21 protein-coding genes are annotated in these 22,905 nt (G+C 56.3%); 10 read left to right on the top strand and 11 right to left on the bottom strand.

What is annotated here, in order from left to right; all coding sequences use genetic code 11:
* Positions 1–9: 9 nt before the first annotated feature.
* Positions 10–453: a dihydroneopterin triphosphate diphosphatase gene (gene nudB, locus ACSVHP_RS05685; RefSeq protein ID WP_234674443.1), complete on the bottom strand. Its 444-nt coding sequence runs from the start codon at positions 451–453 to the stop codon at positions 10–12.
* Position 454: 1 nt separating this feature from the next.
* Positions 455–2,227 (bottom strand): aspartate--tRNA ligase, encoded by a 1,773-nt coding sequence (aspS, locus tag ACSVHP_RS05690; protein WP_417314299.1) that lies wholly within the window; start codon positions 2,225–2,227, stop codon positions 455–457.
* 266 nt (positions 2,228–2,493) lie between these two features.
* Here aspS and ACSVHP_RS05695 point away from each other — a divergent pair, with 266 nt between their 5' ends.
* From ACSVHP_RS05695 to cmoB, 5 genes are read left to right on the top strand one after another with little or no spacing between them, the layout of a single operon-like run.
* Positions 2,494–3,060, top strand: coding sequence for a hydrolase (locus tag ACSVHP_RS05695; protein ID WP_447551232.1), 567 nt, complete (start codon positions 2,494–2,496; stop codon positions 3,058–3,060).
* Positions 3,057–3,875 (top strand): DUF72 domain-containing protein, encoded by an 819-nt coding sequence (locus ACSVHP_RS05700; protein WP_447551233.1) that lies wholly within the window; start codon positions 3,057–3,059, stop codon positions 3,873–3,875. The genes ACSVHP_RS05695 and ACSVHP_RS05700 overlap by 4 nt, the downstream gene beginning before the upstream one ends.
* Before the next feature lie 51 nt (positions 3,876–3,926).
* Complete coding sequence (locus ACSVHP_RS05705) at positions 3,927–4,322, top strand: MAPEG family protein (RefSeq protein WP_234674439.1); 396 nt, start codon at positions 3,927–3,929, stop codon at positions 4,320–4,322.
* A 40-nt stretch (positions 4,323–4,362) separates the two neighbouring features.
* The gene (gene cmoA / locus ACSVHP_RS05710; RefSeq protein WP_234674438.1) at positions 4,363–5,106 is read left to right on the top strand and encodes a carboxy-S-adenosyl-L-methionine synthase CmoA; all 744 of its coding nucleotides are present in this window, start codon (positions 4,363–4,365) and stop codon (positions 5,104–5,106) included.
* Entirely contained in the window at positions 5,103–6,074 is a 972-nt protein-coding gene (cmoB, locus tag ACSVHP_RS05715; RefSeq protein WP_234674437.1) for a tRNA 5-methoxyuridine(34)/uridine 5-oxyacetic acid(34) synthase CmoB, read from the top strand. The genes cmoA and cmoB overlap by 4 nt, the downstream gene beginning before the upstream one ends.
* A gap of 261 nt (positions 6,075–6,335) precedes the next feature.
* On the opposite strand, the gene cutC is transcribed toward cmoB, so the two are convergent.
* Positions 6,336–7,079, bottom strand: a complete 744-nt coding sequence (cutC, locus tag ACSVHP_RS05720) for a copper homeostasis protein CutC (RefSeq protein WP_447551234.1) — start codon at positions 7,077–7,079, stop codon at positions 6,336–6,338.
* 68 nt (positions 7,080–7,147) lie between these two features.
* Entirely contained in the window at positions 7,148–7,717 is a 570-nt protein-coding gene (locus ACSVHP_RS05725; protein WP_447551235.1) for a VOC family protein, read from the bottom strand.
* A gap of 239 nt (positions 7,718–7,956) precedes the next feature.
* Here ACSVHP_RS05725 and argS point away from each other — a divergent pair, with 239 nt between their 5' ends.
* Positions 7,957–9,690 carry an arginine--tRNA ligase gene (argS, locus tag ACSVHP_RS05730; RefSeq protein ID WP_234674434.1) on the top strand — a complete coding sequence of 578 codons (1,734 nt, stop codon included), beginning with the start codon at positions 7,957–7,959 and terminating at the stop codon, positions 9,688–9,690.
* Positions 9,691–9,735: 45 nt separating this feature from the next.
* Here the strand turns inward: argS and ACSVHP_RS05735 are convergent, their stop codons facing one another.
* The 7 genes from ACSVHP_RS05735 to flhB all read right to left on the bottom strand — a co-directional run bounded on the left by ACSVHP_RS05735 (position 9,736) and on the right by flhB (position 17,334).
* Positions 9,736–10,173 carry a DUF3421 domain-containing protein gene (locus tag ACSVHP_RS05735; protein ID WP_447551236.1) on the bottom strand — a complete coding sequence of 146 codons (438 nt, stop codon included), beginning with the start codon at positions 10,171–10,173 and terminating at the stop codon, positions 9,736–9,738.
* Between the two features lie 46 nt (positions 10,174–10,219).
* Positions 10,220–10,507 (bottom strand): hypothetical protein, encoded by a 288-nt coding sequence (locus ACSVHP_RS05740; RefSeq protein WP_447551237.1) that lies wholly within the window; start codon positions 10,505–10,507, stop codon positions 10,220–10,222.
* A gap of 225 nt (positions 10,508–10,732) precedes the next feature.
* The gene (bglB, locus tag ACSVHP_RS05745; protein ID WP_234674432.1) at positions 10,733–11,872 is read right to left on the bottom strand and encodes a beta-galactosidase BglB; all 1,140 of its coding nucleotides are present in this window, start codon (positions 11,870–11,872) and stop codon (positions 10,733–10,735) included.
* A 4-nt stretch (positions 11,873–11,876) separates the two neighbouring features.
* Entirely contained in the window at positions 11,877–13,460 is a 1,584-nt protein-coding gene (locus ACSVHP_RS05750; protein WP_447551238.1) for an MFS transporter, read from the bottom strand.
* Between the two features lie 259 nt (positions 13,461–13,719).
* Positions 13,720–14,112 carry a flagellar protein FlhE gene (gene flhE, locus ACSVHP_RS05755; protein ID WP_447551239.1) on the bottom strand — a complete coding sequence of 131 codons (393 nt, stop codon included), beginning with the start codon at positions 14,110–14,112 and terminating at the stop codon, positions 13,720–13,722.
* The gene (gene flhA, locus ACSVHP_RS05760) at positions 14,112–16,193 is read right to left on the bottom strand and encodes a flagellar biosynthesis protein FlhA (RefSeq protein ID WP_447551240.1); all 2,082 of its coding nucleotides are present in this window, start codon (positions 16,191–16,193) and stop codon (positions 14,112–14,114) included. Before flhA ends, flhE begins: the two co-directional genes overlap by 1 nt.
* On the bottom strand, positions 16,186–17,334 hold the full coding sequence (gene flhB / locus ACSVHP_RS05765) for a flagellar biosynthesis protein FlhB (RefSeq protein WP_234674428.1): 1,149 nt from the start codon (positions 17,332–17,334) through the stop codon (positions 16,186–16,188). The genes flhA and flhB overlap by 8 nt, the downstream gene beginning before the upstream one ends.
* Before the next feature lie 452 nt (positions 17,335–17,786).
* Here flhB and ACSVHP_RS05770 point away from each other — a divergent pair, with 452 nt between their 5' ends.
* The 4 genes from ACSVHP_RS05770 to ACSVHP_RS05785 all read left to right on the top strand — a co-directional run bounded on the left by ACSVHP_RS05770 (position 17,787) and on the right by ACSVHP_RS05785 (position 22,894).
* A complete protein-coding gene (locus ACSVHP_RS05770; RefSeq protein ID WP_447551241.1) occupies positions 17,787–18,362 on the top strand; it encodes a fimbrial protein in 576 nt (191 codons plus the stop codon).
* A 142-nt stretch (positions 18,363–18,504) separates the two neighbouring features.
* Positions 18,505–19,197 carry a fimbrial biogenesis chaperone gene (locus ACSVHP_RS05775; protein WP_447551242.1) on the top strand — a complete coding sequence of 231 codons (693 nt, stop codon included), beginning with the start codon at positions 18,505–18,507 and terminating at the stop codon, positions 19,195–19,197.
* Between the two features lie 9 nt (positions 19,198–19,206).
* Positions 19,207–21,759 (top strand): fimbria/pilus outer membrane usher protein, encoded by a 2,553-nt coding sequence (locus ACSVHP_RS05780; RefSeq protein ID WP_447551243.1) that lies wholly within the window; start codon positions 19,207–19,209, stop codon positions 21,757–21,759.
* A complete protein-coding gene (locus ACSVHP_RS05785; protein WP_447551244.1) occupies positions 21,749–22,894 on the top strand; it encodes a fimbrial protein in 1,146 nt (381 codons plus the stop codon). The genes ACSVHP_RS05780 and ACSVHP_RS05785 overlap by 11 nt, the downstream gene beginning before the upstream one ends.
* The last annotated feature ends 11 nt before the right edge of the window (positions 22,895–22,905 follow it).

Below are 22,905 nucleotides of genomic sequence, written 5' to 3' on the forward strand. Positions count from 1 at the left end.
CGCGCCTTTTCAGGCAGCGTTAATTACAAATTCTTCAATCGCCTGCCGGTTGCTCCACGACTTGGTCAGTGCAGCGGCATCCGCCGCATCAACCCAACGGTAGGTCAGATGCTCAGTGAACACCACCTCCCGCTCGTGGGGAAGCGCAAGACAGAACCAGGATTCCGTGTTGCGCTCAATGCCCGGCGCATAGCGATGACGTAAATGGCTAAAAATTTCAAACTCCACCGTGCGCTGACAGTCCTTCAGGGTCAGTTGCTCGCAGGCAACGTCAATGGTGACCTCTTCCTTTACTTCACGCGCGGCGGCCTGCGACGCGGTTTCTCCCTCTTCCAGACTGCCGGTAACCGACTGCCAGAAATCAGGATCGTCGCGCCGCTGCAACATCAGCACCCGCTTCGTGTCCTGGGCGTAAATCACTACTAAGACAGAAACGGGACGCTTATATGCCATATCAGTTTTTCTCTTCCTTCTTCACCACTTCAATGCCCAGCTCGGCCAGAGAGGCCGGGTTAGCAAAGCTTGGCGCTTCGGTCATCAGACACGCGGCGGCGGTGGTTTTCGGGAAGGCGATAACATCACGAATGTTGTCGGTGCCGGTCAGCAGCATGGTCAGACGGTCAAGACCGAATGCCAGACCCGCGTGCGGAGGCGTACCGTATTTCAGCGCGTCCAGCAGGAAGCCAAACTTCTCGCGCTGCTCTTGTTCGTTGATGCCCAGAATGCCGAACACGGTCTGCTGCATTTCACCGCTGTGAATACGCACGGAACCGCCGCCCACTTCGTAGCCGTTGATGACCATGTCGTAGGCGTTCGCCACCGCGTCTTCCGGTGCCGCTTTCAGCTCTGCCGCGCTCATGTCTTTCGGCGAGGTGAACGGGTGGTGCATCGCGGTCAGGCCGCCTTCTCCGTCGTCTTCAAACATTGGGAAGTCGATAACCCACAGCGGCGCCCATTTGTTTTCGTCGGTGATGTTCAGGTCTTTGCCGAGCTTCAGACGCAGCGCGCCCATCGCGTCGGCAACCACTTTCTTGTTGTCTGCGCCGAAGAAGATCATGTCGCCGTCCTGTGCGCCCACGCGCTCAAGGATGGCTTCAACGATCTCTGCGTTCAGGAATTTCGCGACCGGGCTGGTGATACCTTCCAGACCCTTCGCACGCTCGGTCACCTTAATATAGGCCAGACCTTTAGCGCCGTAGATCTTGATGAAGTTGCCGTAGTCGTCAATCTGCTTACGGCTCAGCGCCGCACCGCCCGGTACGCGCAGCGCCGCAACGCGACCTTTAGGATCGTTAGCCGGGCCAGCAAATACCGCGAACTCTACGGATTTCAGCAGGTCAGCCACGTCCACCAGCTCCATCGGGTTACGCAGGTCCGGCTTATCGGAGCCGTAGCGACGCTCTGCTTCCGCGAAGGTCATAATTGGGAAATCGCCCAGCTCAACGCCTTTCACGTCGTTCCACAGGCCGCGCACCAGCGCTTCCATCACTTCACGCACCTGCTCGGCGGTCATGAAGGAGGTTTCAACGTCGATCTGGGTAAATTCTGGCTGACGGTCAGCACGCAGGTCTTCGTCACGGAAGCACTTAACAATCTGATAGTAACGGTCGAAGCCGGACATCATCAGCAGCTGTTTGAACAGCTGAGGAGACTGCGGCAGCGCGTAGAATTTGCCTTTATGAACGCGGGATGGCACCAGGTAGTCGCGCGCGCCTTCCGGCGTGGCTTTGGTCAGCATCGGGGTTTCGATATCAAGGAAACCGTGGTCGTCCATGAAGCGGCGCACCAGGCTGGTGATTTTCGCACGGGTTTTCAGGCGCTGAGCCATTTCCGGGCGACGCAGATCCAGATAGCGGTACTTCAGACGCGCTTCTTCGGTGTTGACGTGGTTGGAGTCCAGCGGCAGCGCTTCTGCGCGGTTGATGATAACCAGGTCAGACGCCAGCACTTCAACAGCACCGGTCGCCATGTCTGCGTTGACGTTTTTTTCGTCACGGGCACGAACGGTGCCGGTGACCTGAATGCAGAACTCATTACGCAGCTCAGAAGCCAGCTTCAACGCGTCCGCGCGATCCGGATCGAAGAACACCTGCACGATACCTTCGCGGTCGCGCATATCGATAAAGATAAGGCTACCAAGATCACGACGACGATTGACCCAACCACACAGGGTGACCTGCTGCCCGACGTGGGACTGACGCAGCTGCCCGCAATATTCTGTACGCATGAGATATCCCTTAATTAGCCGCAGGCTGATTGTCGCCTCTGTTTCAGGCTACTTTGTCGCAGCTTTAACTGTATGTCACAACTGGATGAAAAAAGGCGGCTATTATACTGGAAATTCCGCCTGACGATAAGTGCGAAGCGCGGCCTGACGCACGTTTGCTGCACTCTTATTGCGCATTCTCACAAAAATTAACAAAATTGTCCGTCTGATAACAGCCATGAACAGCGTAAGGTGTAGCCCAGGCCTTTCATTTAACTGGAGTTACTATGTTTTCACTCGATACCACCAAAACCGCCCTCGTGGTGATTGATTTACAGGAAGGGATCCTGCCTTTTGCCGGTGGCCCGCACGCCGCTGACGACGTGGTCAGCCGTGCCGCGCGTCTGGCGGAAAAATGCCGCGCCGCGGGCGCACCTGTAATTATGGTGCGTGTCGGCTGGTCTGCCGATTTCGCCGAAGCGCTAAAACAGCCCGTCGACGCGCAGGCCGGGGCGCACGCGCTGCCGGAAAACTGGTGGACGTATCCGGCGTCGCTTGGCAAACGCGACAGCGATATCGAAGTCACCAAACGCCAGTGGGGCGCCTTTTACGGCACCGATCTGGAGCTGCAACTGCGCCGTCGCGGCATCGACACCATTATCCTGTGCGGAATTTCCACCAACATCGGCGTGGAATCGACCGCCCGCAACGCCTGGGAGCTGGGCTTCAACCTGGTCGTTGCCGAAGACGCGTGCAGCGCCGCTTCTGCCGATCAGCATCAGGGCAGCATGACCAACATCTTCCCGCGCATTGGCCGCGTGCGCAGCACCGACGAGATTTTGAACGCCCTATGATGTACGTAGGTCTGCCCCAATGGTCGCACCCGAAATGGGTGCGTCTTGGCATCACCAGCCTTGAAGAGTATGCCCGCCACTTTAACTGCGTGGAGGGTAACACTACGCTGTATGCCCTGCCCCGGGCAGAGATCGTCGAGCGCTGGCGGGAGCAGACCGATGATAACTTCCGCTTCTGCTTTAAGTTTCCGGCGACCATTTCCCATACCGCGGCGCTGCGAAACTGCGGGGATCTTACCGAAGAGTTTTTCACCCGGATGTCGCCGCTGGCCGACCGCATTGGTCAATACTGGCTTCAGCTTCCCGCCGCGTTCGCGCCGCGCGATCTGCCCGCCCTGTGGCAGTTTCTCGACGCCCTTCCCCGTGAATTTACCTACGGCGTGGAAGTGCGTCACCCGGAGTTTTTTGCCAAAGGCGAGGCTGAAAAAGCGCTGAATCGCGGTCTGCATGAGCGCGCCGTAAACCGCACGATCCTCGACAGCCGTCCAGTACACAGCGCCATTCCCCACAATGAGGCGATTATCGACGCGCAGCGCAAGAAGCCAAAGGTGCCCGTACACGCCGTCGTGACCGCAAAAAACCCAATGGTGCGGTTTATCGGCAGCGACAATATGCAGCAAAACATCGAGATGTTCTCCGTCTGGCTGCAAACGTTGCCGAAATGGGAGCAAAGCACCACGCCGTATCTGTTTTTGCATACGCCGGATATCGCCCAGGCGCCTGAACTGGTCGATGCTCTCTGGCAGGCCTTGCAGCGCGCGGTTCCGTCGGTCGGCGACGCGCCCGCCATCCCACAACAATCTTCTCTTTTCTGATATCACCCCCTATCATATAGGCGTGCCATCTGCCAAAAACAGGGAGTTAGTATGGTCAGCGCGCTTTATGCGGTGTTAGGTGCATTACTGCTGATTAAGTTTTCGTTTGACGTTGTGCGCCTGAGGATGCAATACCGCGTTGCCTACGGTGACGGCGGGTTTTCCGAATTGCAGGTCGCGATCCGCGTGCACGGTAATGCGGTTGAGTACATCCCTGTTGCCTTGATCCTGCTGCTGTTTATGGAAATGAACGGCGCGGAAACCTGGATGGTTCACCTCTGCGGTCTGCTGCTGATTGCCGGTCGGGTTATGCACTATTACGGCTTTCACCATCGTTTATTCCGCTGGCGTCGTTCCGGTATGAGCGCGACCTGGTGTTCGCTTTTGCTGATGGTGCTGGCTAACCTTTGGTATATGCCGTGGGAGTTGGTTTTCTCCTTCCGTTAGCGCACAATATGCCCCTTTATTTTTCCCGGATTTTTACGTTATGTCTGATCGCGACACGCTTTTTTCCGCGCCTATCGCCAGCCTGGGCGACTGGACCTTTGATGAACGGGTAGCCGAAGTCTTCCCCGACATGATCCAGCGCTCTGTTCCAGGTTATTCCAATATTGTCTCTATGATCGGGATGCTGGCTGAGCGCTTCGTGCAGCCCGGCACGCAGGTCTATGACCTTGGCTGCTCGCTGGGTGCCGCAACGCTGTCGGTGCGTCGTAACGTTCATCAGGAAGGCTGTAAAATCATTGCCGTTGATAACTCGCCGGCGATGGTTGAACGCTGCCGTCGCCACATCGACGCCTATAAAGCCCCGACGCCGGTCGAGGTGGTTGAAGGCGATATCCGCGATATCGAGATCAAAAACGCCTCGATGGTGGTGCTGAACTTCACCCTGCAATTTCTGGTGCCGGAAGACCGCCAGCTGCTGCTGGATAAGATCTATAAAGGGCTGAACCCCGGCGGCGCGCTGGTGCTGTCTGAGAAGTTCAGCTTTGAAGACGCCGACGTGGGCGAGCTGCTGTTCAACATGCACCACGACTTTAAGCGGGCGAACGGCTACAGCGAGCTGGAGATCAGCCAGAAGCGCAGCATGCTCGAAAACGTGATGCTGACCGACTCCGTCGAAACCCATAAAGCCCGCCTGCGCAAGGCCGGTTTTGAGCACAGCGAGCTGTGGTTCCAGTGCTTTAACTTTGGCTCACTTGTGGCGCTGAAGGCCGGGGACGCGGCATGATCGAGTTCGGTAATTTCTATCAGCTAATCGCTAAAAATCATCTGTCTCACTGGCTGGAAACCCTCCCTGCGCAAATCGCTACCTGGCAGCGCGACCAGCAGCACGGCCTGTTAAAACAGTGGTCAAACGCCGTGGAGTATTTGCCGGAGCTGACGCCGCATCGTCTGGATCTGCTGCACAGCGTGACCGCCGAGAGCGAAGAACCGCTTTCCGCCGGGCAGACTAACCGTATCGAAACGCTGATGCGCAACCTGATGCCGTGGCGCAAAGGGCCGTTTTCTCTGTACGGCGTGAATATCAATACGGAATGGCGCTCAGACTGGAAGTGGGACCGCGTGCTGCCGCATCTGTCCGATCTTAGCGGGCGTACCATTCTGGACGTGGGCTGCGGTAGCGGCTATCACATGTGGCGAATGATTGGTGCCGGGGCGCATCTGGCCGTCGGCATCGATCCGATGCAGCTGTTCCTGTGCCAGTTTGAAGCGGTGCGCAAGCTGCTGGGCAACGATCAGCGCGCGCACCTGCTGCCGCTGGGGATTGAACAGCTTCCGGCGCTCAAAGCCTTTGACACCGTGTTCTCAATGGGCGTGCTGTATCACCGTCGTTCTCCGCTGGAGCATCTCTGGCAGCTGAAAGATCAGCTGGTCAGCGGCGGCGAGCTGGTGCTGGAAACGCTGGTGGTGGAAGGCGATGAAAATACCGTTCTGGTGCCGGGCGATCGCTACGCGCAGATGCGTAACGTGTACTTTATCCCCTCCGCGCTGGCGCTGAAAAACTGGCTGGAGAAGTGCGGGTTTGTGGATGTGCGGATCGCAGACGTGAGCGTGACCTCCATCGAGGAGCAGCGCCGCACCGACTGGATGGTGACCGAATCGCTGGAGCAGTTCCTCGACCCGGACGATCGCAGCAAAACCATCGAAGGTTATCCGGCACCGATGCGTGCGGTGCTGATAGCGACGAAGCCGTAGTATTTTAGCCGGGTGGCGGCTGCGCCTTACCCGGCCTACTCAAGTAGGTTTTCTCCAAAATAGTTCATGTTGCAGCAAGGCGGCAACGCAGCGAATCCCCGGGAGCTTACATCAGTAAGTGACCGGGGTGAGCGAGGCGGCCAACGCCGCTGCGGCGTGAAATATGAAGGAGAAAAAAAGGCCCCTGTTGAAATTGCAGGGGCCTGGTACTAGCAAGCATCATATTGGGCGACATGATGCGCGGTAAAAATCGCTACGTTGCTACACGTGATAACGTTCAATCATCGATTTCATTACCGCAACCGACTCTCCATCTACACCGTAGCGTGAATACTCATCCGCTTCGGCATCCGTCGACATTGACAACCCTGTATTGCGATAACGCATGGGTGAAGGCGTCCATTTCCCTGCTGAGCTATGCAGCTCCTTGACCCCTGCGTTTAAAAACAGTTCGAGATTGCTGGCGCGAACTCCAGCGCCCGCCATTATTATTGGAACACCGGAATGTGCTTTTAGTTCCGTAATTAATTTCAAACCTTTTTCGGCGGACGACTGCTGACCCGACGTCAGCACGCGCGCCACGCCCAGCTCGGCCAGATTATCAAAGGCTTGCAGCGGATTTTTACACATATCAAACGCGCGATGAAAAGTGACCGCAAGGCCATTTGCCGCCGCCATTACCTGACGCATTGCGGGCATATCGACGTTACCCTCTTCATCAAGCAGGCCGATCACCAGCCCCGGGAAACCGAGATCGCGAATAAGCGCGATATCCTCAAGCATGGCACTGAACTCACCTGCGGTGTAACAAAAATCACCGCCGCGCGGGCGCACGATCGGGTGAACCGGAATCGACACCTGCTGACGTGCGGATTTCAGCACGCCGTATGAAGGCGTTAGCCCCCCCTCTTTCGGTGCCGCACACAGTTCAATGCGGTCGGCTCCCCGTTGTTGCGCCGTTACGGCACACTCCACGCTGTAACAACAAATCTCCAGCAGCGCCATTCACTCCTCCTTCAGTCAACCCAACGCACTATCATGACACGCCCGTGGCGTCCGTTCCCGGCGGGAACTCACATCTGCTCCGCTTCGCTGGCAACAATCTGCTCGATGGTCCAGGGGTGGAATTTCACCGTCACCTGTCCGTCCGTCACCGCCAGGGTCGGATTCGGCAACCGCTCGCGTTCGCCTTTTGGCGAGCTGGTTTTGACGAAAATCCCCGGCTGGCTTAATCCTTCGTCAGCCAGCAGCGCCAGCGCGCGGGCGCTGAGCGTTTCCGGCTCGCCGGGCAGGACGATTTCAATGTGCTCCCAGCCTTCGTGCGGATAACGCTTTTCCCCCGGCCACGGCAGCTCGACCACGCTGAACTGCCAGTGGGCGACGCAAACCGGTTCATGCAGCTTAAACAGGCAGATAGGACGGCCGTTGATGATGTTTTCAGAGAGCAGCTCGCCACACTGTTCGAACCCGCGACGCCAGCGTTCAGCGGTCGCGTTCTGGTGGCAGCGCAGCGAAATGTGATCCGCTTCAAGAGGTGCGATATCCAGACCGAGGCGGGTGGCAAGTTCTGTGAACGCCTGGGTGAAACGCGGGAGATCTGCGGAAATATCATGCAGATCGTCAATAGATTGCCAGTTCGCCATAAAAGAGTCTCTCAACGTGTCGCAAAGCCGCTAATTTACTCTGTTGCCACGCGACTACCAACCGTGGAATGACGCTTTTTGCGACTGCATGATTATGCACGCTGACTTAGCCTGGATTCTGAGCGATCTTCGCCCCCCGCAGTGCTGACGGCAGAGGGCATTTGCAGTATACTCCCGGCCTCAATTCTTAAACGGGTGCGGGTGCTAGTGAACGCGCATCAAAAAGGTAAGGTATCCAGGTGAATATTCAGGCTCTTCTCTCCGAAAAAGTCAGTCAGGCACTGATTGCCGCAGGCGCTCCTGCGGATTGCGAACCCCAGGTTCGTCAGTCAGCAAAAGTTCAGTTTGGCGACTATCAGGCTAATGGCGTGATGGCAGTGGCTAAAAAACTGGGAATGCCGCCACGACAACTCGCTGAGCTGGTGCTGACTCATCTGGATCTGAACGGGATCGCCAGCAAAACTGAAATTGCGGGCCCGGGCTTTATCAACATCTTCCTTGACCCGGCGTTCCTGGCAAGCCACGTTGACGCGGCGCTGAAGTCCGACCGTCTGGGCGTGACAAAACCAGACGCGCAAACCGTCGTCGTTGACTACTCTGCGCCAAACGTGGCGAAAGAGATGCACGTGGGCCACCTGCGCTCCACCATCATCGGCGATGCGTCCGTGCGTACCCTTGAGTTCCTCGGCCATAAGGTCATCCGCGCGAACCACGTAGGCGACTGGGGCACCCAGTTCGGGATGCTGATTGCTTATTTAGAAAAGCAGCAGCAGGAAAACGCGGGCGAAATGGCGCTGGCTGACCTCGAAGGCTTCTACCGTGAAGCGAAAAAACACTACGACGAAGACGAAGCGTTCGCCGAGCGCGCGCGTAGCTACGTGGTGAAATTGCAGGGCGGCGATACCTACTTCCTGGAAATGTGGCGCAAGCTGGTAGACATCACCATGTCCCAGAACCAGCTGACCTACAACCGTCTTAACGTGACCCTTACCCGCGACGATGTAATGGGCGAAAGCCTGTACAACCCAATGCTGCCGGGCATTGTGGCCGATCTGAAAGCAAAAGGTCTGGCGGTGGAGAGCGAAGGCGCAACGGTGGTATTCCTTGATGAGTATAAAAACAAGGAAGGCGAACCGATGGGCGTGATCATCCAGAAAAAGGATGGCGGCTATCTCTACACCACGACCGATATCGCCTGTGCGAAATACCGCTACGAAACCCTTCACGCCGACCGTGTGCTCTATTACATCGACTCCCGTCAGCACCAGCACCTGATGCAGGCGTGGACCATCGTGCGTAAAGCCGGTTACGTGCCGGATTCCGTTCCGCTGGAGCACCACATGTTCGGCATGATGCTGGGTAAAGACGGTAAGCCGTTCAAAACCCGCGCGGGCGGTACGGTGAAGCTGGCCGATCTGCTGGACGAGGCGCTGGAGCGCGCACGTCGTCTGGTTGCCGAGAAAAACCCGGATATGCCTGCCGACGAGCTGGAAAAACTGGCGAACGCCGTGGGTATCGGTGCGGTGAAATACGCGGATCTGTCCAAGAACCGTACCACCGACTACGTGTTCGACTGGGACAACATGCTGGCGTTTGAAGGTAACACCGCGCCGTACATGCAGTACGCCTACACCCGCGTGCTCTCGGTGTTCCGTAAAGCGAATATCGACGAAAGCGCGCTGGCAAATGCCGCCGTTGTGATTAGCGAAGATCGCGAAGCGCAGCTGGCCGCGCGTCTGTTGCAGTTTGAAGAGACCCTGGGCGTGGTTGCGCGTGACGGTACGCCGCACGTGATGTGTTCTTACCTGTACGACCTGGCCGGCCTGTTCTCTGGCTTCTACGAACACTGCCCTATTCTCTCCGCAGAGAATGAGGACGTGCGTAACAGCCGCCTGAAGCTGGCGCAGCTGACGGCGAAGACCCTGAAGCTGGGTCTGGATACCCTGGGTATCGAAACCGTAGAACGTATGTAATAAAAACGTCCGCCTCACTGGGGCGGACGTTTTTTTTGTCGTTAATTATCCAGCAACAAGCACTTCGTAATCATCTACATCCCACTCTTTACCCTGATAGCTAATGCTGCCGCCTTTCAGCAGATGTGCTCCCGCTTTACCTACAAACAGGCCGTTTTGGAATTTCGCACGCGCGACATAAAGCGGTTTACCGTCAGCTTCATTTCCTGCCTGAATAGCCGCAGGTGGAATCGAATGACCTCTTACATGAACCCATTTCACCGGGCCAACATAGACTTCGAATTCGTGGCAAACATGTTCTTTACCACCCCAGGGAATATGCGCACCAAATCCGTACACTAATTTTCCAGGATGAACACCACCGTTAAATTTCGCGCGAATAATAAAAAGAGGAATAGGCTTATTTGTGCCAGGTGCATTATTTTCATATCCTGCCACCGGCGAATCCATTGCAATACAATTATCAGTAGATAATTTCCACATAATGACATTCCTTATTTAATTGCGTTAATTCTAAGTGCAACGATGATTAAATATCTTCGACGGACTGAAGAGAAACCTTATTGTTGAGATCCTTTAGAATCACTACCTTGCCCAGCGTGGTTTCAGGTTGAGGGTGAATGGGGCGTTTCGACGCAATATAGGTATAGAGCATACCCGCAACCACTTGAGACCCGACATAAAGCAATGGCGTAAACTCCACACCGATAATATCTTTAACGCCGCGCTGGAAAATATCCACCTGCTCATCTGACATCTTTTCTACATTCATATTCACCGCAGGGTTGATGATAATACCACCATCTCTATTAGTCATATTACTTCTCCATGTATTTGCATCAGATTTTTCTCCAAAGACAAATTTAAAATACGGTAGAAAAGCGACTCAATATGTGTTTGATATCACATTTTAGTGGATAAGGTTAAATTAATTACCAGACTCATTATATATAATTATTTATTTAACAATTCGCATTCATAAAGCAAATGATTTAGTTAATTAAAAAGCCTCTTATTAAAAGAGGCTTTTATTTATTCGCGTTTAGAAATACTTCCGCAAATATTCCGTCAGACAGAGTATCGCCATCGCCTGGCCGTAAGGCATAGAGGTCAGCGGGATCTGGCGATAAAACTCCAGGTCGCTGCCCATTCCCGTGCCAAACGACGTTTGCAGCAGCTCCCCTTCCGGCGAAATGTTTTTCACGATGCCGCGAATCGCTTTTTCAGCCACCTCCGCGTATTCCGGCGCGACGTAGCGCTTACGCACCGCTTTCAGAATGCCGTAGGCAAAGCCCGCCGTGGCGGAGGCCTCAAGATAGGAGTTTGGATCGTCGAGCAGCGTATGCCACAGCCCGGAGTCGTCCTGGCATTGCGCCAGGGCCGCAACCTGCGCGTTCAGCACCTGCACCAGGTAACGGCGCACCGCGTTGTTTTCAGGCAGATCCACCAGCTCGAGGAAATCCGGGATCACGATGGTCAGCCAGCTGTTGCCGCGCGCCCAGCGGGCATGGGCAAAATTGTGCTGGCCGTCGTAATTCCAGCCGTGGAACCACAATCCGGTTTCCCGGTCCATCAGGTTTTGCACGTGCAGCAGGAACTGATAAATCGCCTCTTCGACGTACTCCGGCTTGTTGAGCAATTTGCCGATCTTCGCCAGCGGAAGCACCGTCATCATCAGCGTGTCGTCCCACATCTGCTGATGGTTCTCTTCGGCGAGGGTTATGTGCTGCATTCCGCCGTGCTCGGTGCGCGGCATCTCGTACATTGCCCATTCTGCCCAGCTTTCCAGCCACGGCAGCCAGGCGGGGTTTTTGCACTCTTCATAGCGATACGCGAGCGTCAGGAATGGGGACATGGTGTTGACGTTTTTGGTGGTCGCGCCTTCGGCAAAACGGTCGGTGAACCAGCGGTCAATGGTGTCGCGCATCTGCTCGTCGCCGGTCTGGCAGTAATACTGCCAGATGCCGTAAAGCCCCACGCCGTGCGTCCACTCCCATCCCGCCCAGCCTTTGGTGTCGATCACGCGCCCGTCGTCCAGCCGCAGCAGGAATTCACCCGTTTTATCGTGAATGTTCACCAGATTATGCGTCACTTTCTGAATCAGTGATTTCAGTTCATCCCTGGCAATAAAGCGCTCAGGCTGACGCAGTAACGGACTCTGTTTGACAGGCCACACTTTCATCATCTTAACCTCTGTTGTATGTCGAATTCAGTACCGCACGTTCTTTCAGCGAAGGAGCCGCCGGTTTATTACGATTCAGATAACCAATATTGTTGTTGCCCCACAGGGACTCGTAAGGCATTCCCGCCAGCATTTCGACCGTCGCCCGCGCCTGCGGCGTCGCCATCTCCGGGATCGCTCTGTCTGACTGGCGCATTTTTGCCGTTTCTTCGCGCAGCGTGCTGTGGGTCTGTAGGTTGAGCTTGAAGCGCAGGGAGACCAGGAAACCGCAGAACAGCACGAGCACGGTGCCCACGCTCAGGATCATCAGAATGGTGTGGCTCACTTCGGCAGGCTGCGTTTTCTGCCCGCTCACGAAGCCGGAGAGCTGCATCACGATGCCCACCAGCATCACCGCCCCCGCCTGAGAAGCTTTACGCGTCAGGGTCATGATGCCCGCGAAGATCCCTTCACGGCGCTGGCCGGTGATCACCTCGTCCACGTCCGCAATATAGGTGTAGGTATTCCACGGCACGTAGTTGATACCGCCGCGTCCCAGACCGGCGATCGCAGAGACCAGCAGCAGCAGGGAGTAAACGTCGCTCAGCCCGGCGTAATAGAGAACGGCATACGAGACAGAAGCCAGACCGAACAGCACCACCACCATGCGGTAGGACGGCGCAGGCCCGAAGCGGATGCACAGCGGGATCATGGCGATCACGGCGATAAACTGGAAGGTCGCCATGGTCCCGAGCAGGTTCGAGGCCAGCGACGCCTCCTGCATCAGCACAAACACCACGTAGTAGGTAAACACGGCGTTAAAGACGTCCTGGGCGATGTAGCCGCCGAGGTACATGCCGAGGTGCTGACGGAAAATTTTAATGCGCAGGGTTGAGCTGAGCTCCACGATCAGACGGTTCAGGCTCTGCCCGAGCGAAAGCTGCTTTTTCTCATCTTCAGCACGCAGCGCCGCTTCGGTCCACTCTTCGCGCGGCCGCTCCCAGGTGAAGAACCAGACGAAGGTCAGCATCAGCGCGCACAGCACCGAGAAGACCAGGCTTGCATAGAAGAAGGAGATGGCGTTGTCTTTACCGAAGTGGGTCAGCAGGATCCCCGGCAGGAAGGAGGCGAGGATGGCCGACATCTGCGCCATGGAGATACGCGCGCCCGAGAACTTGGTTTTCTGTTTGAAGTCGTCGGTCATCTCCGGCACCAGCGTTTCATACGGCACCAGGATCATGGTGTAGACAATATCGAATATCAGGTAGGTCAGCAGGTAGTACCAGAAGCTCATGTCTCCGACCCACATCAGCGAATAGCTGAAGACGCAGGGAATGCCGAGCAGAATAAAGAACTTACGGCGACCGAAGCGCTTGCCGAGCCAGGTGGTGCCGAAGTTATCGGTCATAAAGCCCATGAGCGGGCTGACCACCGCGTCCAGCACCCTTGCCGCCGCGAAGATAAAGGTCGCCTCGATAGGCGAGAGTCCACAAAAGGTCGTATAAAAATACAAAAGCCAGGCGGCGGTCAGCGCGGTGGTGCCCGCCCCGAGGAAATCGCCTGAACCGTAAGCAAGGTAGTTTGCGAGTCCAATTTTACGTTTTTTCATTGCCGTCAACCCTAATCAGTGTTGGGAGACTCCCTGTAAGCAACCTCATCCGGGAGTTTTTACACGGCTACAGTAAAAGCATCGACCAGGGGATACCTTTCTGTTTCTGCCACCGCACGAGGGCGAATGGCAAAAATGCAAAGAGTGTCGCTACGCGTGTCACTGATTTATAAAACAGCGTTTCTTTTGTATCAAAAGCTTGGGTCAATTTTGCGAGCCAGCCACCAGAATTGCCCGGCGGCTGGCGTAAGGCGGGGTTCTAGCGGTAGTTGACGATGACGGAATTGCTCTGGACCTTTAACGCCGGGATTAAGCGCCCGCCGCCGGGAACTTCCCAGATAAAGCGCAGGGTTTCACCGGCCGCTACGCCGTTGAACGCCTGGGTGGTGCCGCTTTCGGCATCGATCTGCGTGCAGCGGCTTTGAGAGCACAAACGCGCGATCAGCCCGGCGGGCGTTGGGCCGATAAGCTTATAGTTCCAGACCACCAGGGTCATCTGCCCGGACACCGGTTCAGACGGCGCCAGCGGGCGGGAAGACATCGCCACGCCGCGATGGTTGAGAGTGACCCCCACGCTGCTGGCCTGCCATGTCCCCTCGCCTGCGGCCTGCGCCACCAGCGGGAAGAGAAGGATCCATAACCACTTGCGCATTATTTACCTCCGATGGTTGCCGTCATACGAATATGGCGGTTGTCCGACAGCTCCATGTTTGACAGCACTACCAGCTGCGACAGGCTGCGGCGCAGGAAGCGCGACAGCAGCGGACGCAGCGCGTGGTTCACCAGCAGCACCGGCGGCGCCCCGAGCATCTCCTGACGCGCCAGCGCCTCCTGGGTTTGCGCCAGCAGACGATCCGCCAGGCCCGGCTCAAGCCCGCCGCCGCCCTGCAACGCCTGAAGCAGCAGGCGTTCAAGCGGCGTATCCAGCCCGATCACCTGCACCTCGCCGGTGCCCAGGAACCACTGCTGGGTGATGGCACGGCCCAGCGCCACGCGCACCACTGCGGTCAGCTCGTGCGGATCGTTTTGCAGCGGCGCATGTTCGGCGAGGGTTTCCAGAATGGTGCGCATATCGCGGATAGGGACCTTCTCGTCGAGCAGGTTTTGCAGCACCTTATGCAGGGTGGTCAGCGTCACCACGCCCGGCACCAGATCTTCGGTCAGCTTCGGCATCTCCTGGGTCACGCGATCCAGAAGCTGCTGCGCCTCCTGACGCCCAAACAGCTCGGCGGAGAATTGCCCAATCAGGTGATTCAGGTGGGTCGCGACCACGGTACTGGCCTCCACCACGGTATAGCCCTGGATCTGCGCCTGCTCTTTCAGCGCGCTCTCGATCCAGATCGCCGCCAGCCCAAAGGCCGGATCGATGGTCTGTTCGCCCGGCAGCGTTCCCGCCGCCGTGCCCGGGTTGATTGCCAGCCAGCGTCCGGGATAGGCATCACCGCTGCCGATCTCTACCCCTTTCATCAGAATGCGATAGCGCGCGGGCGGCAGATCCATGTTGTCGCGGATATGCACCACCGGCGGCAGGAAGCCCATCTCCTGCGCGAATTTCTTACGAATACTGCGGATACGCCCGAGCAGCTCGCCGTCCTGCTGGAAATCCACCATCGGGATCAGGCGATAGCCCACCTCCATCCCCAGGGTATCCTCCAGCTGCACGTCGCTCCAGGTCGCTTCCACCGCCTGGGTATTCTCCTGCACTTTGTTGACCGGCACGGGATCCGCCGACGGTTTGGTTTCGCGGCCGCGCATCCACCAGGCCAGCCCCAGCAGCCCGGCGGTAAACAGCAGGAACACCAGGTTTGGCATCCCCGGCACCAGGCCGAGCAGACCGAGCACCGCCGCCGCCAGCAGCATCACGCGCGGGTTGCTGAAAAGCTGCCCGACCATCTGCTCGCCGACGTCCTGATCGGTGCTGACGCGGGTCACGATCACACCCGCAGCGGTCGAGATCACCAGCGCCGGGATCTGCGCCACCAGGCCGTCACCGATGGTCAGCAGCGTATAGCTTTCCGCCGCGTGCCCCATGTCCATGCCGTGTTGCAGAACCCCTACCAGCAGGCCGCCGACCACATTGATCACCATGATCAGAATGCCCGCGATGGCGTCACCGCGCACGAACTTGCTCGCACCGTCCATCGATCCGTAAAAGTCCGCTTCCTGAGTCACCTCCGCACGGCGCTTTTTCGCTTCATCTTCCGCAATCAGACCCGCGTTCAGGTCGGCGTCGATCGCCATCTGCTTGCCCGGCATTCCATCCAGCACGAAGCGCGCGCCCACTTCCGCAATACGCCCGGCACCTTTGGTGATAACCATAAAGTTGATGATAACGAGGATCACGAACACCACGATGCCGATGGCAAAGTTACCGCCCACCAGGAAGTGGCCGAAGGCTTCAACGACTTTACCCGCCGCCGCCCCGCCGGTATGCCCTTCCATCAGAATGATACGCGTTGAGGCCACGTTCAGCGCCAGACGCAGTAAGGTGGTAAACAGCAGGATGGTCGGGAACGCCGCAAACTCCAGGGTGCGCTGGGTGAACATTGCCACCAGCAGCACCATGATCGAGAGCGCAATGTTGAATGTAAAAAGCAGATCGAGGATGAATGCCGGGAGCGGCAGTACCATCATCGACAAAATCAGCAGGATGAGAATCGGCCCGGCGAGGATTTGCCATTGCGTCGATTTCATGTTGCTCGGCAGGCGCAACATTGCCACCAGATTAGCCATCAGTGTCCTTCTCGTTCATAAAATCCAGCGCGTCAGGCACTGGAAGGTTTTCAGGTTTCACAGGACGTTGACCGCCTGCTAAACGCCAGCGTTTCAGCTGCCAGACCCAGGCCAGCACCTCTGCCACTGCGGCATAGAGCTGCCCCGGGATCTGCTGTCCGATTTCCGCATGGCGGTACAGCGCACGCGCCAGCGGCGGTGCTTCAAGAATGGGAACCCGGTTTTCCGTGGCGATTTCACGAATGCGCAGCGCAATCAGCCCCGCCCCTTTCGCCACCACTTTTGGCGCGCTCATTTTGTTCTCGTCATACTGCAACGCCACCGAGTAGTGCGTCGGGTTGGTGACGATAACGTCCGCTTTCGGAACATCTTCCATCATGCGACGACGCGCGGCGGCGCGCTGCATCTGGCGAATACGCCCCTTAACGTGAGGGTCGCCCTCCATTTGCTTATACTCATCACGAATATCCTGACGGGACATGCGTAGCTTTTTAATGTGGGTGTAGATCTGAAAGAAGACGTCAAACCCGACCATCGGAATGATGCTCAGCACCACCAGCAGCGCGCATAGCCCGACCAGATTCATGGCGTTGCTCATGGCGGTCAGCGGGGATTCGCTGATAAGCCGCATCATCTCAGGCCAGTTGTGCAGCAGGTAAAACCCGGCGGCGCTGCCCATCAGCGTGGATTTGAGGATCGCTTTGAGCAGCTCCGCCCCGGTCTGGGCAGAGAACATCTTCGCAATGCCGGGAAGCGGGTTGAGCTTGGAAAATTTTGGCTGGAGCGATTTACCGCTAAAGACCAGACCGCCGAGCATCACGGGCGACACGATAGCGACCAGCACCACGCCTGTGATTAACGGCAGCAGCGCGATCATCGCATCTTTAATTAACAGGATGATTTGACTGAGGATCAGGTTCGGGTCGTTGACCATGCTGTGGTCAAAACGTAGTCCCGTCGACAGCATTCCCGCCAGCCTGCGGGCGAGCGACTCCCCACCCAGCCAGATGATGCAGACTCCCACGATTAAGATAAGCAGCGAGGTCAGCTCTCTGGAGCGGGGTATTTGCCCTTCCTCACGCGCCTTTTCTAGTCGGTGGGGTGTGGGGGCTTCTGTTTTGTCGTCGTTCTCTTCTGCCACTGTGCGCGCTCGCAGCCCATTACGTCACGCTTATCATGCCAGAGCGCCTGGCTATCAATGGCCTGAAAAGCCCGCATAACCCCGCCTTTTTAGGCTGTTTAGGAGAGGACCGTTAATCGCCTTTCCGCTGCAATACTGCCGAGAATCAGGAAAACAAAAAAGTAATGAATATTACTATTTCACATGTATGAGGATAATAAATTCACCAGAAATATCTGGTGGTGAATTAATGCGCCAGGGTATTTCATATTCAAACTTAATAAACCAAAGATAACAAATAGCCCCCAGAAATATTGTTGCGAATCACTTCCAGTTTGATATGATCGCCGTATTAAATAGACTAATTTATATAAATCAAAGGCTACCTCCCAATCAGGTGATGAATTTTAGCTATTTATTTGACCTCTATTTGCATTCAGTGAATGGATATATTAGATAAGGAAATTCTACATATGAAAGTGACTTCTTCAATACTCGCGGGCGCTTTATTGGCAGTAACGTCGACGAGTGTATTTGCCGCAGAAATGAATGCCGGCACAATTCACTTCACCGGTTTAATCATTGAACCAAGCTGTACCATCGTGGGTGATAGCGGCACGGACAGCACCATTCCACTTGGCACCTACCCGACATCGTTATTTGCCAAAACCAATTCTGAATCTCCGCTGGTGCCTTTCTCTATTACCCTGGCAGACTGCCCGGTACAGAGCGATGGCCTGCCTGCGGTCCAGCTCACCTTTAATGGCACAACCGACTTAACCAAGTCCACAACCTTACTTGACGTAAGTAAATTGACCACCGAAGGCGACAAAGCAGCGACCGGAGTAGGCATTGCAATCAGTCCGGATGGAAAAGATTCCACGCTGCTCAAATTTGATGGTGCGGAAGATCAGATTTATATTGAGCTTTCAACTATTGCCACAAACACCATTAAACAGGATTTTAATGCCCGCTATCGTTCATTTTCCGATACTGTGACCGCAGGTCCGGCAGATGCAGATTTAACCGTTAATATCCTTTACCGTTAATGATTCATCATTAAATATAATCATAACGGATAAATTTAATAACGGTACTAATCTCACCATTGGGTATTTAATGAAGGTAATAATGGCGTCACAACCGTTATTGTTACCTTTTGCCCTTGATGGACACATTGCAGGTTAATTTATGCGTTTCACTCTCATCACCCTCATTCTTCTTTCAGGATTTCACTATTCCAGCGCCAATGCCGCCGGTATCCAGGTCGGAAGGACGCGCATTATTTATGACGCAAATAAAAAAGAGGTCGCGCTGCCGCTCACTAATAATGACAGCGAGCTGCCCTGGCTGATTCAGGCATGGGCGGATAATGGCGATGGAAAAACCCGCGCCCCCTTTATCGTGACGCCGCCGCTATTTCGCCTTGACCCGCAAAAGGAACAAAGCCTGCGTATTACCTGGACCGGTGTTCCCCTGCCGGAGGACAGAGAGTCGCTGTTTTATCTGAACGTGCGCACTATTCCGGCGGTGGCGAAAGAAGATACCAACAAAAACGTGCTGCGACTGATTTATAAAACCCGACTGAAGCTTTTCTGGCGACCAAAAGGCATTACCGGAACCAGCAAAGCGTCGTGCGAAACGCTGGCTTTCAGGCGTCTGGGCAACAGGCTGCATATAGAGAGCAAGGGTGCATTTTACAGCGTCTTTGATTCGCTGTCGGTGGGCGGCATACGCATAAAAAACGCCGACACCATTGCGCCTTTTAGTTCTGTGACTCTCCCTTTGCCCGCCGCAGCCACGGGGAAAACGGTGACGTGGCACTGCATCACCGACTACGGTAATCCGTCGGAAAAATATACAGCCGTTCTTAACCAGGGATGATTTTGCTGCATGATGTTTAAATCGAAGCCCGGTTGTCGACGGTTTACGCTGCCTGTACCGCTGCGCGTCAGCGTACTGGTTGCCCTCGCGATTGTTGCTTCCACGCAGGCCCGTGCCAGGGAGTATTATTTCTCACCGTCTTCTCTGGAAGGCGGTGCCCTTGCGCAGCCAGATATCGATCTCTCGCTGTTTTCAAAATCCAACGCGCAGCTGCCCGGACGCTATCCATCCCGCATCAAGCTTAACGAAACCCGGCTGGACGACGTCACGCTGACCTACTTCAACGGCCCGGACGGCCAGCTTCAGCCGCAGCTCACGCCGCTGATGCTGCGCCAGTGGGGCGTTAAGGTCGATAACTTTCCGACGCTGGCCGCCCTGCCGGCCAGTGAACCCATTCCTGAGCTTATCGGCCACTACATTCCTCTGGCGAGCGCAACGCTTGAGTTCTCGACCCTGACGCTGAAGGTTAGCATCCCGCAGGCGGCCATCAACGACGTCAGCCGCGGGTATATTGACCCTGCCCTCTGGGACGACGGCGTGCCGGTGATGTTCACGGACTACGCCTTCTCCGGCATCCAGAGCAGCAACAAGAGTAACAATACCTCAAGCCAGTACCTGAACCTGCGCAGCGGCATCAATGCGGGCGGATGGCGGGTGCGTAACTACTCAACCTGGAGCCAGACGTCAGAAAAGAATTCATGGGAAAACATCAGCACCTTTATACAGCACGACCTCGACCTGCTCCGGGCGCAGTTCACCGCCGGGGAAAACAGTACGCGCGGTGACGTCTTCGACAGCCTGCAATATCGCGGGGTCAACATTGCCTCTGACGAGCAAATGCTGCCCTACAGCCAGCGCGGATTCGCCCCGACGATCCGCGGGATCGCCAGCTCAAACGCCGAGGTCTCCGTGCGCCAGAACGGCTATCTGATTTATCAGAAGAACGTGGCGCCCGGTGCGTTTGAAATAACCGACCTTTACTCCACCACCAACAGCGGCGATCTGGAGGTCACGGTCAAAGAGGCGGACGGCACCGAGCATCGCTTTATTCAGCCCTACTCCAGCGTGGCGGTTATGCAGCGTCAGGGGCATATGAAGTACGAAGTCACCGCCGCGCGCTATCGGGCGAACGGCGATGGCAGCCACAACGAGCCTCTGTTTGCCCAGGGCAGTCTCATCTACGGTGTAAATAATATCCTGACCCTGTTCGGCGGCGTGACGGCGTCAGAAAAATACCATGCGGGTAATACCGGTGCCGGGATCTCGCTTGGCCCGTTAGGCTCCCTCTCAGCGGATGTCACCTTCGCTAAAGCCCGGCTGGATAACGACGTCAGCAGCAGCGGCAGCTCTTATCGCCTGCTCTATTCGGGCAAAATCGACACCACGGATACCAACTTTACGCTCGCCAGCTACCGGTACTCTACGCAGGGCTACTACAGCTTTGAGGACGCCAACCAGAAGTATGACGCACAGGACGTCGACTGGTCGTTCCGCTACAACAAGCGCAACCGTATTCAGGCCAGCATCAGCCAGTCGCTGTGGGGCAGTAGTTTCTATCTGAACGGCTACCAGCAGGATTACTGGGGCACCTCCGAGCGGGAGCGCAGCCTGTCCGCCGGGTTTAACACGGTAATTAGCGGGGTGAATCTGCACCTGGCGTGGACCTACAGCAGAGCGGGGGATGAAAGCAAAGACAGCCGGGTGTCGTTTGGCCTGAGCGTGCCGCTGAGCCGCTGGCTGCCGCGCGCCTGGAGCAGCTATAACCTCAGCAACAGCAAAAGCGGCGGCACCAGCCAGAGCCTCGGCATCAACGGCACCCTGCTTGAGGACGAGCGCATGAGCTACGCCCTTCAGCAGAGCCGCACCGGGGATGAAGGGGTCAACAGCAGTAGCCTGTATGGCACCTATCGCTCCCGCTATGCCAACCTGAACGCCGGGTATTTCACCTCGTCTGAAAACAACAGCCAGCTGAGCTACGGTGCCAGCGGCGCGATTGTGGCGCACCCACACGGGGTAACGTTGTCTCAGCCACTGGGCAGCCAGTTTGCCGTCATAAATACCAATGGCGCATCCGGCGTTCGCTTCCTGAACCAGCGGGGTATTCAGACCGACTGGCTGGGCAATGCGGTGATCCCGTCGCTGACGCCGTATCAGGAGAACACCATTCGCGTGGATACCACAACGCTGCCGCCTGATGTCGATACCACCGACACGGCGGTCACGGTGATCCCCACCCGCAATGCGGCGGTGCGGGCGACCTTTGATGCCAAAGTCGGCTACCGGATCATGGCAACCTTGACCCGTCCTCGCGGCGGCATTGTGCCGTTTGGCGCCGTTGCCACCAGCGAAGATCAGACCCTCTCCGGCATCGTTGACGATACCGGGACGCTCTACCTGGCAGGCCTTCGTGGCGATACCCGACTCTCCGTCCAGTGGGGCGATAAGCCCGACCAGCGCTGCGTTGCCATGCTCTCCCTTGATGAACTTAAGCAACCTGCGAATAAAGCCGGTATTCGCCTTCTTACCGTGCCTTGCCAACCGGAGACTGTCCGTGAACCTTAAACCCTCACTGCGCGTTATTGCTTTTGCCTCCTGCCTGTCGGCCACACAGGGACAGGCGGCGGTGACCACGCTAAAGAACTGCTTTACGTCTGCGCCTGACTACGCGGCGCAATTTTCCCGCGAGCTTTCTACCACCGAAAACGTGGCAAATCGGTCGCTGATGATCTCCGATCACATTGTCGGTAGCGGCGGCGAACTCACCGCCTCCTGCGACTGCCCGTCGAATATATTCGCCAGCAGTACGGTTTACGAATTAACCCTCGCCTCAAGCCCGTTAAGTGCTGGCATAAGTGGCTATGGTTATCTCACTGAAAATGTTGATATTGACGTTGAGGGCTACAGCGACGCAATCAACTCTCCGGACGGGTCGGGAATTTTTGGTCTGAAAATTAATAACTATCCGACGCCAGTGAGCTTACGCCCTAAGCTCATAGAAAATTTGAAATATGCGGAGGGCGTAGCAAGCGTCTGTAGCGACGCAACGCGTCCCAACGGGGGAACCACCGTCAAACGACGTTTCAAATGGAACGTCATGAGTATGACCTTTTACATCAAAAAACCGATCCTGGGTGAAGAGGTCATTCCCCCGACGCTGGTGGTGCAAAACTACGCCTGCCTCTATTTCGGCACCGGCGGCAGCTGCAATCTCACCTACGCCCAGCATGTTTCGAACATCTATTTCAGCGGCGTGCTTAGCGCCCCGCTCAACTGCGTGATTAACGCCGGCAGCACCATTGAGGTGGATTTTGGCAATCTGGTGACCAACAACTTTGTCACTAAAGGCCAGCCACCTAAGGGCTTTGCGCTAAAAGATGTCGATATCTCCTGGCACTGCGATGGCTCCGCGGTCGGCAATGACGACAAAATCAAACTGTCTCTGACCGCCGACCACGGGATAGCCGAAGGCAGCGACGGGCTGATCGGTAAAATGCTTAACCGGGACGATCTGGGCGTCAGGATCTTTCAGGGTAGCAAAGACGTGATTCTGGACGGCAGCGTGGAGTTTGACGTCAACCTTGACGAACAGGGCAATGGCAAAATTCAGTTGCAGGCGGCCCCGGTAAGTACCACGGCGAAGAGACCCGCCGCAGGGGCGTTTGAAGGGAATATGACGGTAAAAATGGAGCTGCGTTAAAACCACCCTCA

It is taken from the genome of Enterobacter sp. 186315, assembly GCF_053290175.1.

Bases quoted from the DNA above. Each gene is read 5' to 3' on its own strand.
- ACSVHP_RS05700 (WP_447551233.1), top strand. From the start codon at position 3,057: ATGATGTACGTAGGTCTGCCCCAATGGTCGCACCCGAAATGGGTGCGT.
- ACSVHP_RS05780 (WP_447551243.1), top strand. From the start codon at position 19,207: ATGATGTTTAAATCGAAGCCCGGTTGTCGACGGTTTACGCTGCCTGTA.
- ACSVHP_RS05735 (WP_447551236.1), bottom strand. From the start codon at position 10,173: ATGTGGAAATTATCTACTGATAATTGTATTGCAATGGATTCGCCGGTG.
- flhE (WP_447551239.1), bottom strand. From the start codon at position 14,112: ATGCGCAAGTGGTTATGGATCCTTCTCTTCCCGCTGGTGGCGCAGGCC.
- ACSVHP_RS05750 (WP_447551238.1), bottom strand. From the start codon at position 13,460: ATGAAAAAACGTAAAATTGGACTCGCAAACTACCTTGCTTACGGTTCA.
- nudB (WP_234674443.1), bottom strand. From the start codon at position 453: ATGGCATATAAGCGTCCCGTTTCTGTCTTAGTAGTGATTTACGCCCAG.
- ACSVHP_RS05775 (WP_447551242.1), top strand. From the start codon at position 18,505: ATGCGTTTCACTCTCATCACCCTCATTCTTCTTTCAGGATTTCACTAT.
- ACSVHP_RS05705 (WP_234674439.1), top strand. From the start codon at position 3,927: ATGGTCAGCGCGCTTTATGCGGTGTTAGGTGCATTACTGCTGATTAAG.
- aspS (WP_417314299.1), bottom strand. From the start codon at position 2,227: ATGCGTACAGAATATTGCGGGCAGCTGCGTCAGTCCCACGTCGGGCAG.
- ACSVHP_RS05695 (WP_447551232.1), top strand. From the start codon at position 2,494: ATGTTTTCACTCGATACCACCAAAACCGCCCTCGTGGTGATTGATTTA.
- bglB (WP_234674432.1), bottom strand. From the start codon at position 11,872: ATGAAAGTGTGGCCTGTCAAACAGAGTCCGTTACTGCGTCAGCCTGAG.
- ACSVHP_RS05740 (WP_447551237.1), bottom strand. From the start codon at position 10,507: ATGACTAATAGAGATGGTGGTATTATCATCAACCCTGCGGTGAATATG.
- cutC (WP_447551234.1), bottom strand. From the start codon at position 7,079: ATGGCGCTGCTGGAGATTTGTTGTTACAGCGTGGAGTGTGCCGTAACG.
- cmoA (WP_234674438.1), top strand. From the start codon at position 4,363: ATGTCTGATCGCGACACGCTTTTTTCCGCGCCTATCGCCAGCCTGGGC.
- flhA (WP_447551240.1), bottom strand. From the start codon at position 16,193: ATGGCTAATCTGGTGGCAATGTTGCGCCTGCCGAGCAACATGAAATCG.
- ACSVHP_RS05770 (WP_447551241.1), top strand. From the start codon at position 17,787: ATGAAAGTGACTTCTTCAATACTCGCGGGCGCTTTATTGGCAGTAACG.
- ACSVHP_RS05725 (WP_447551235.1), bottom strand. From the start codon at position 7,717: ATGGCGAACTGGCAATCTATTGACGATCTGCATGATATTTCCGCAGAT.
- cmoB (WP_234674437.1), top strand. From the start codon at position 5,103: ATGATCGAGTTCGGTAATTTCTATCAGCTAATCGCTAAAAATCATCTG.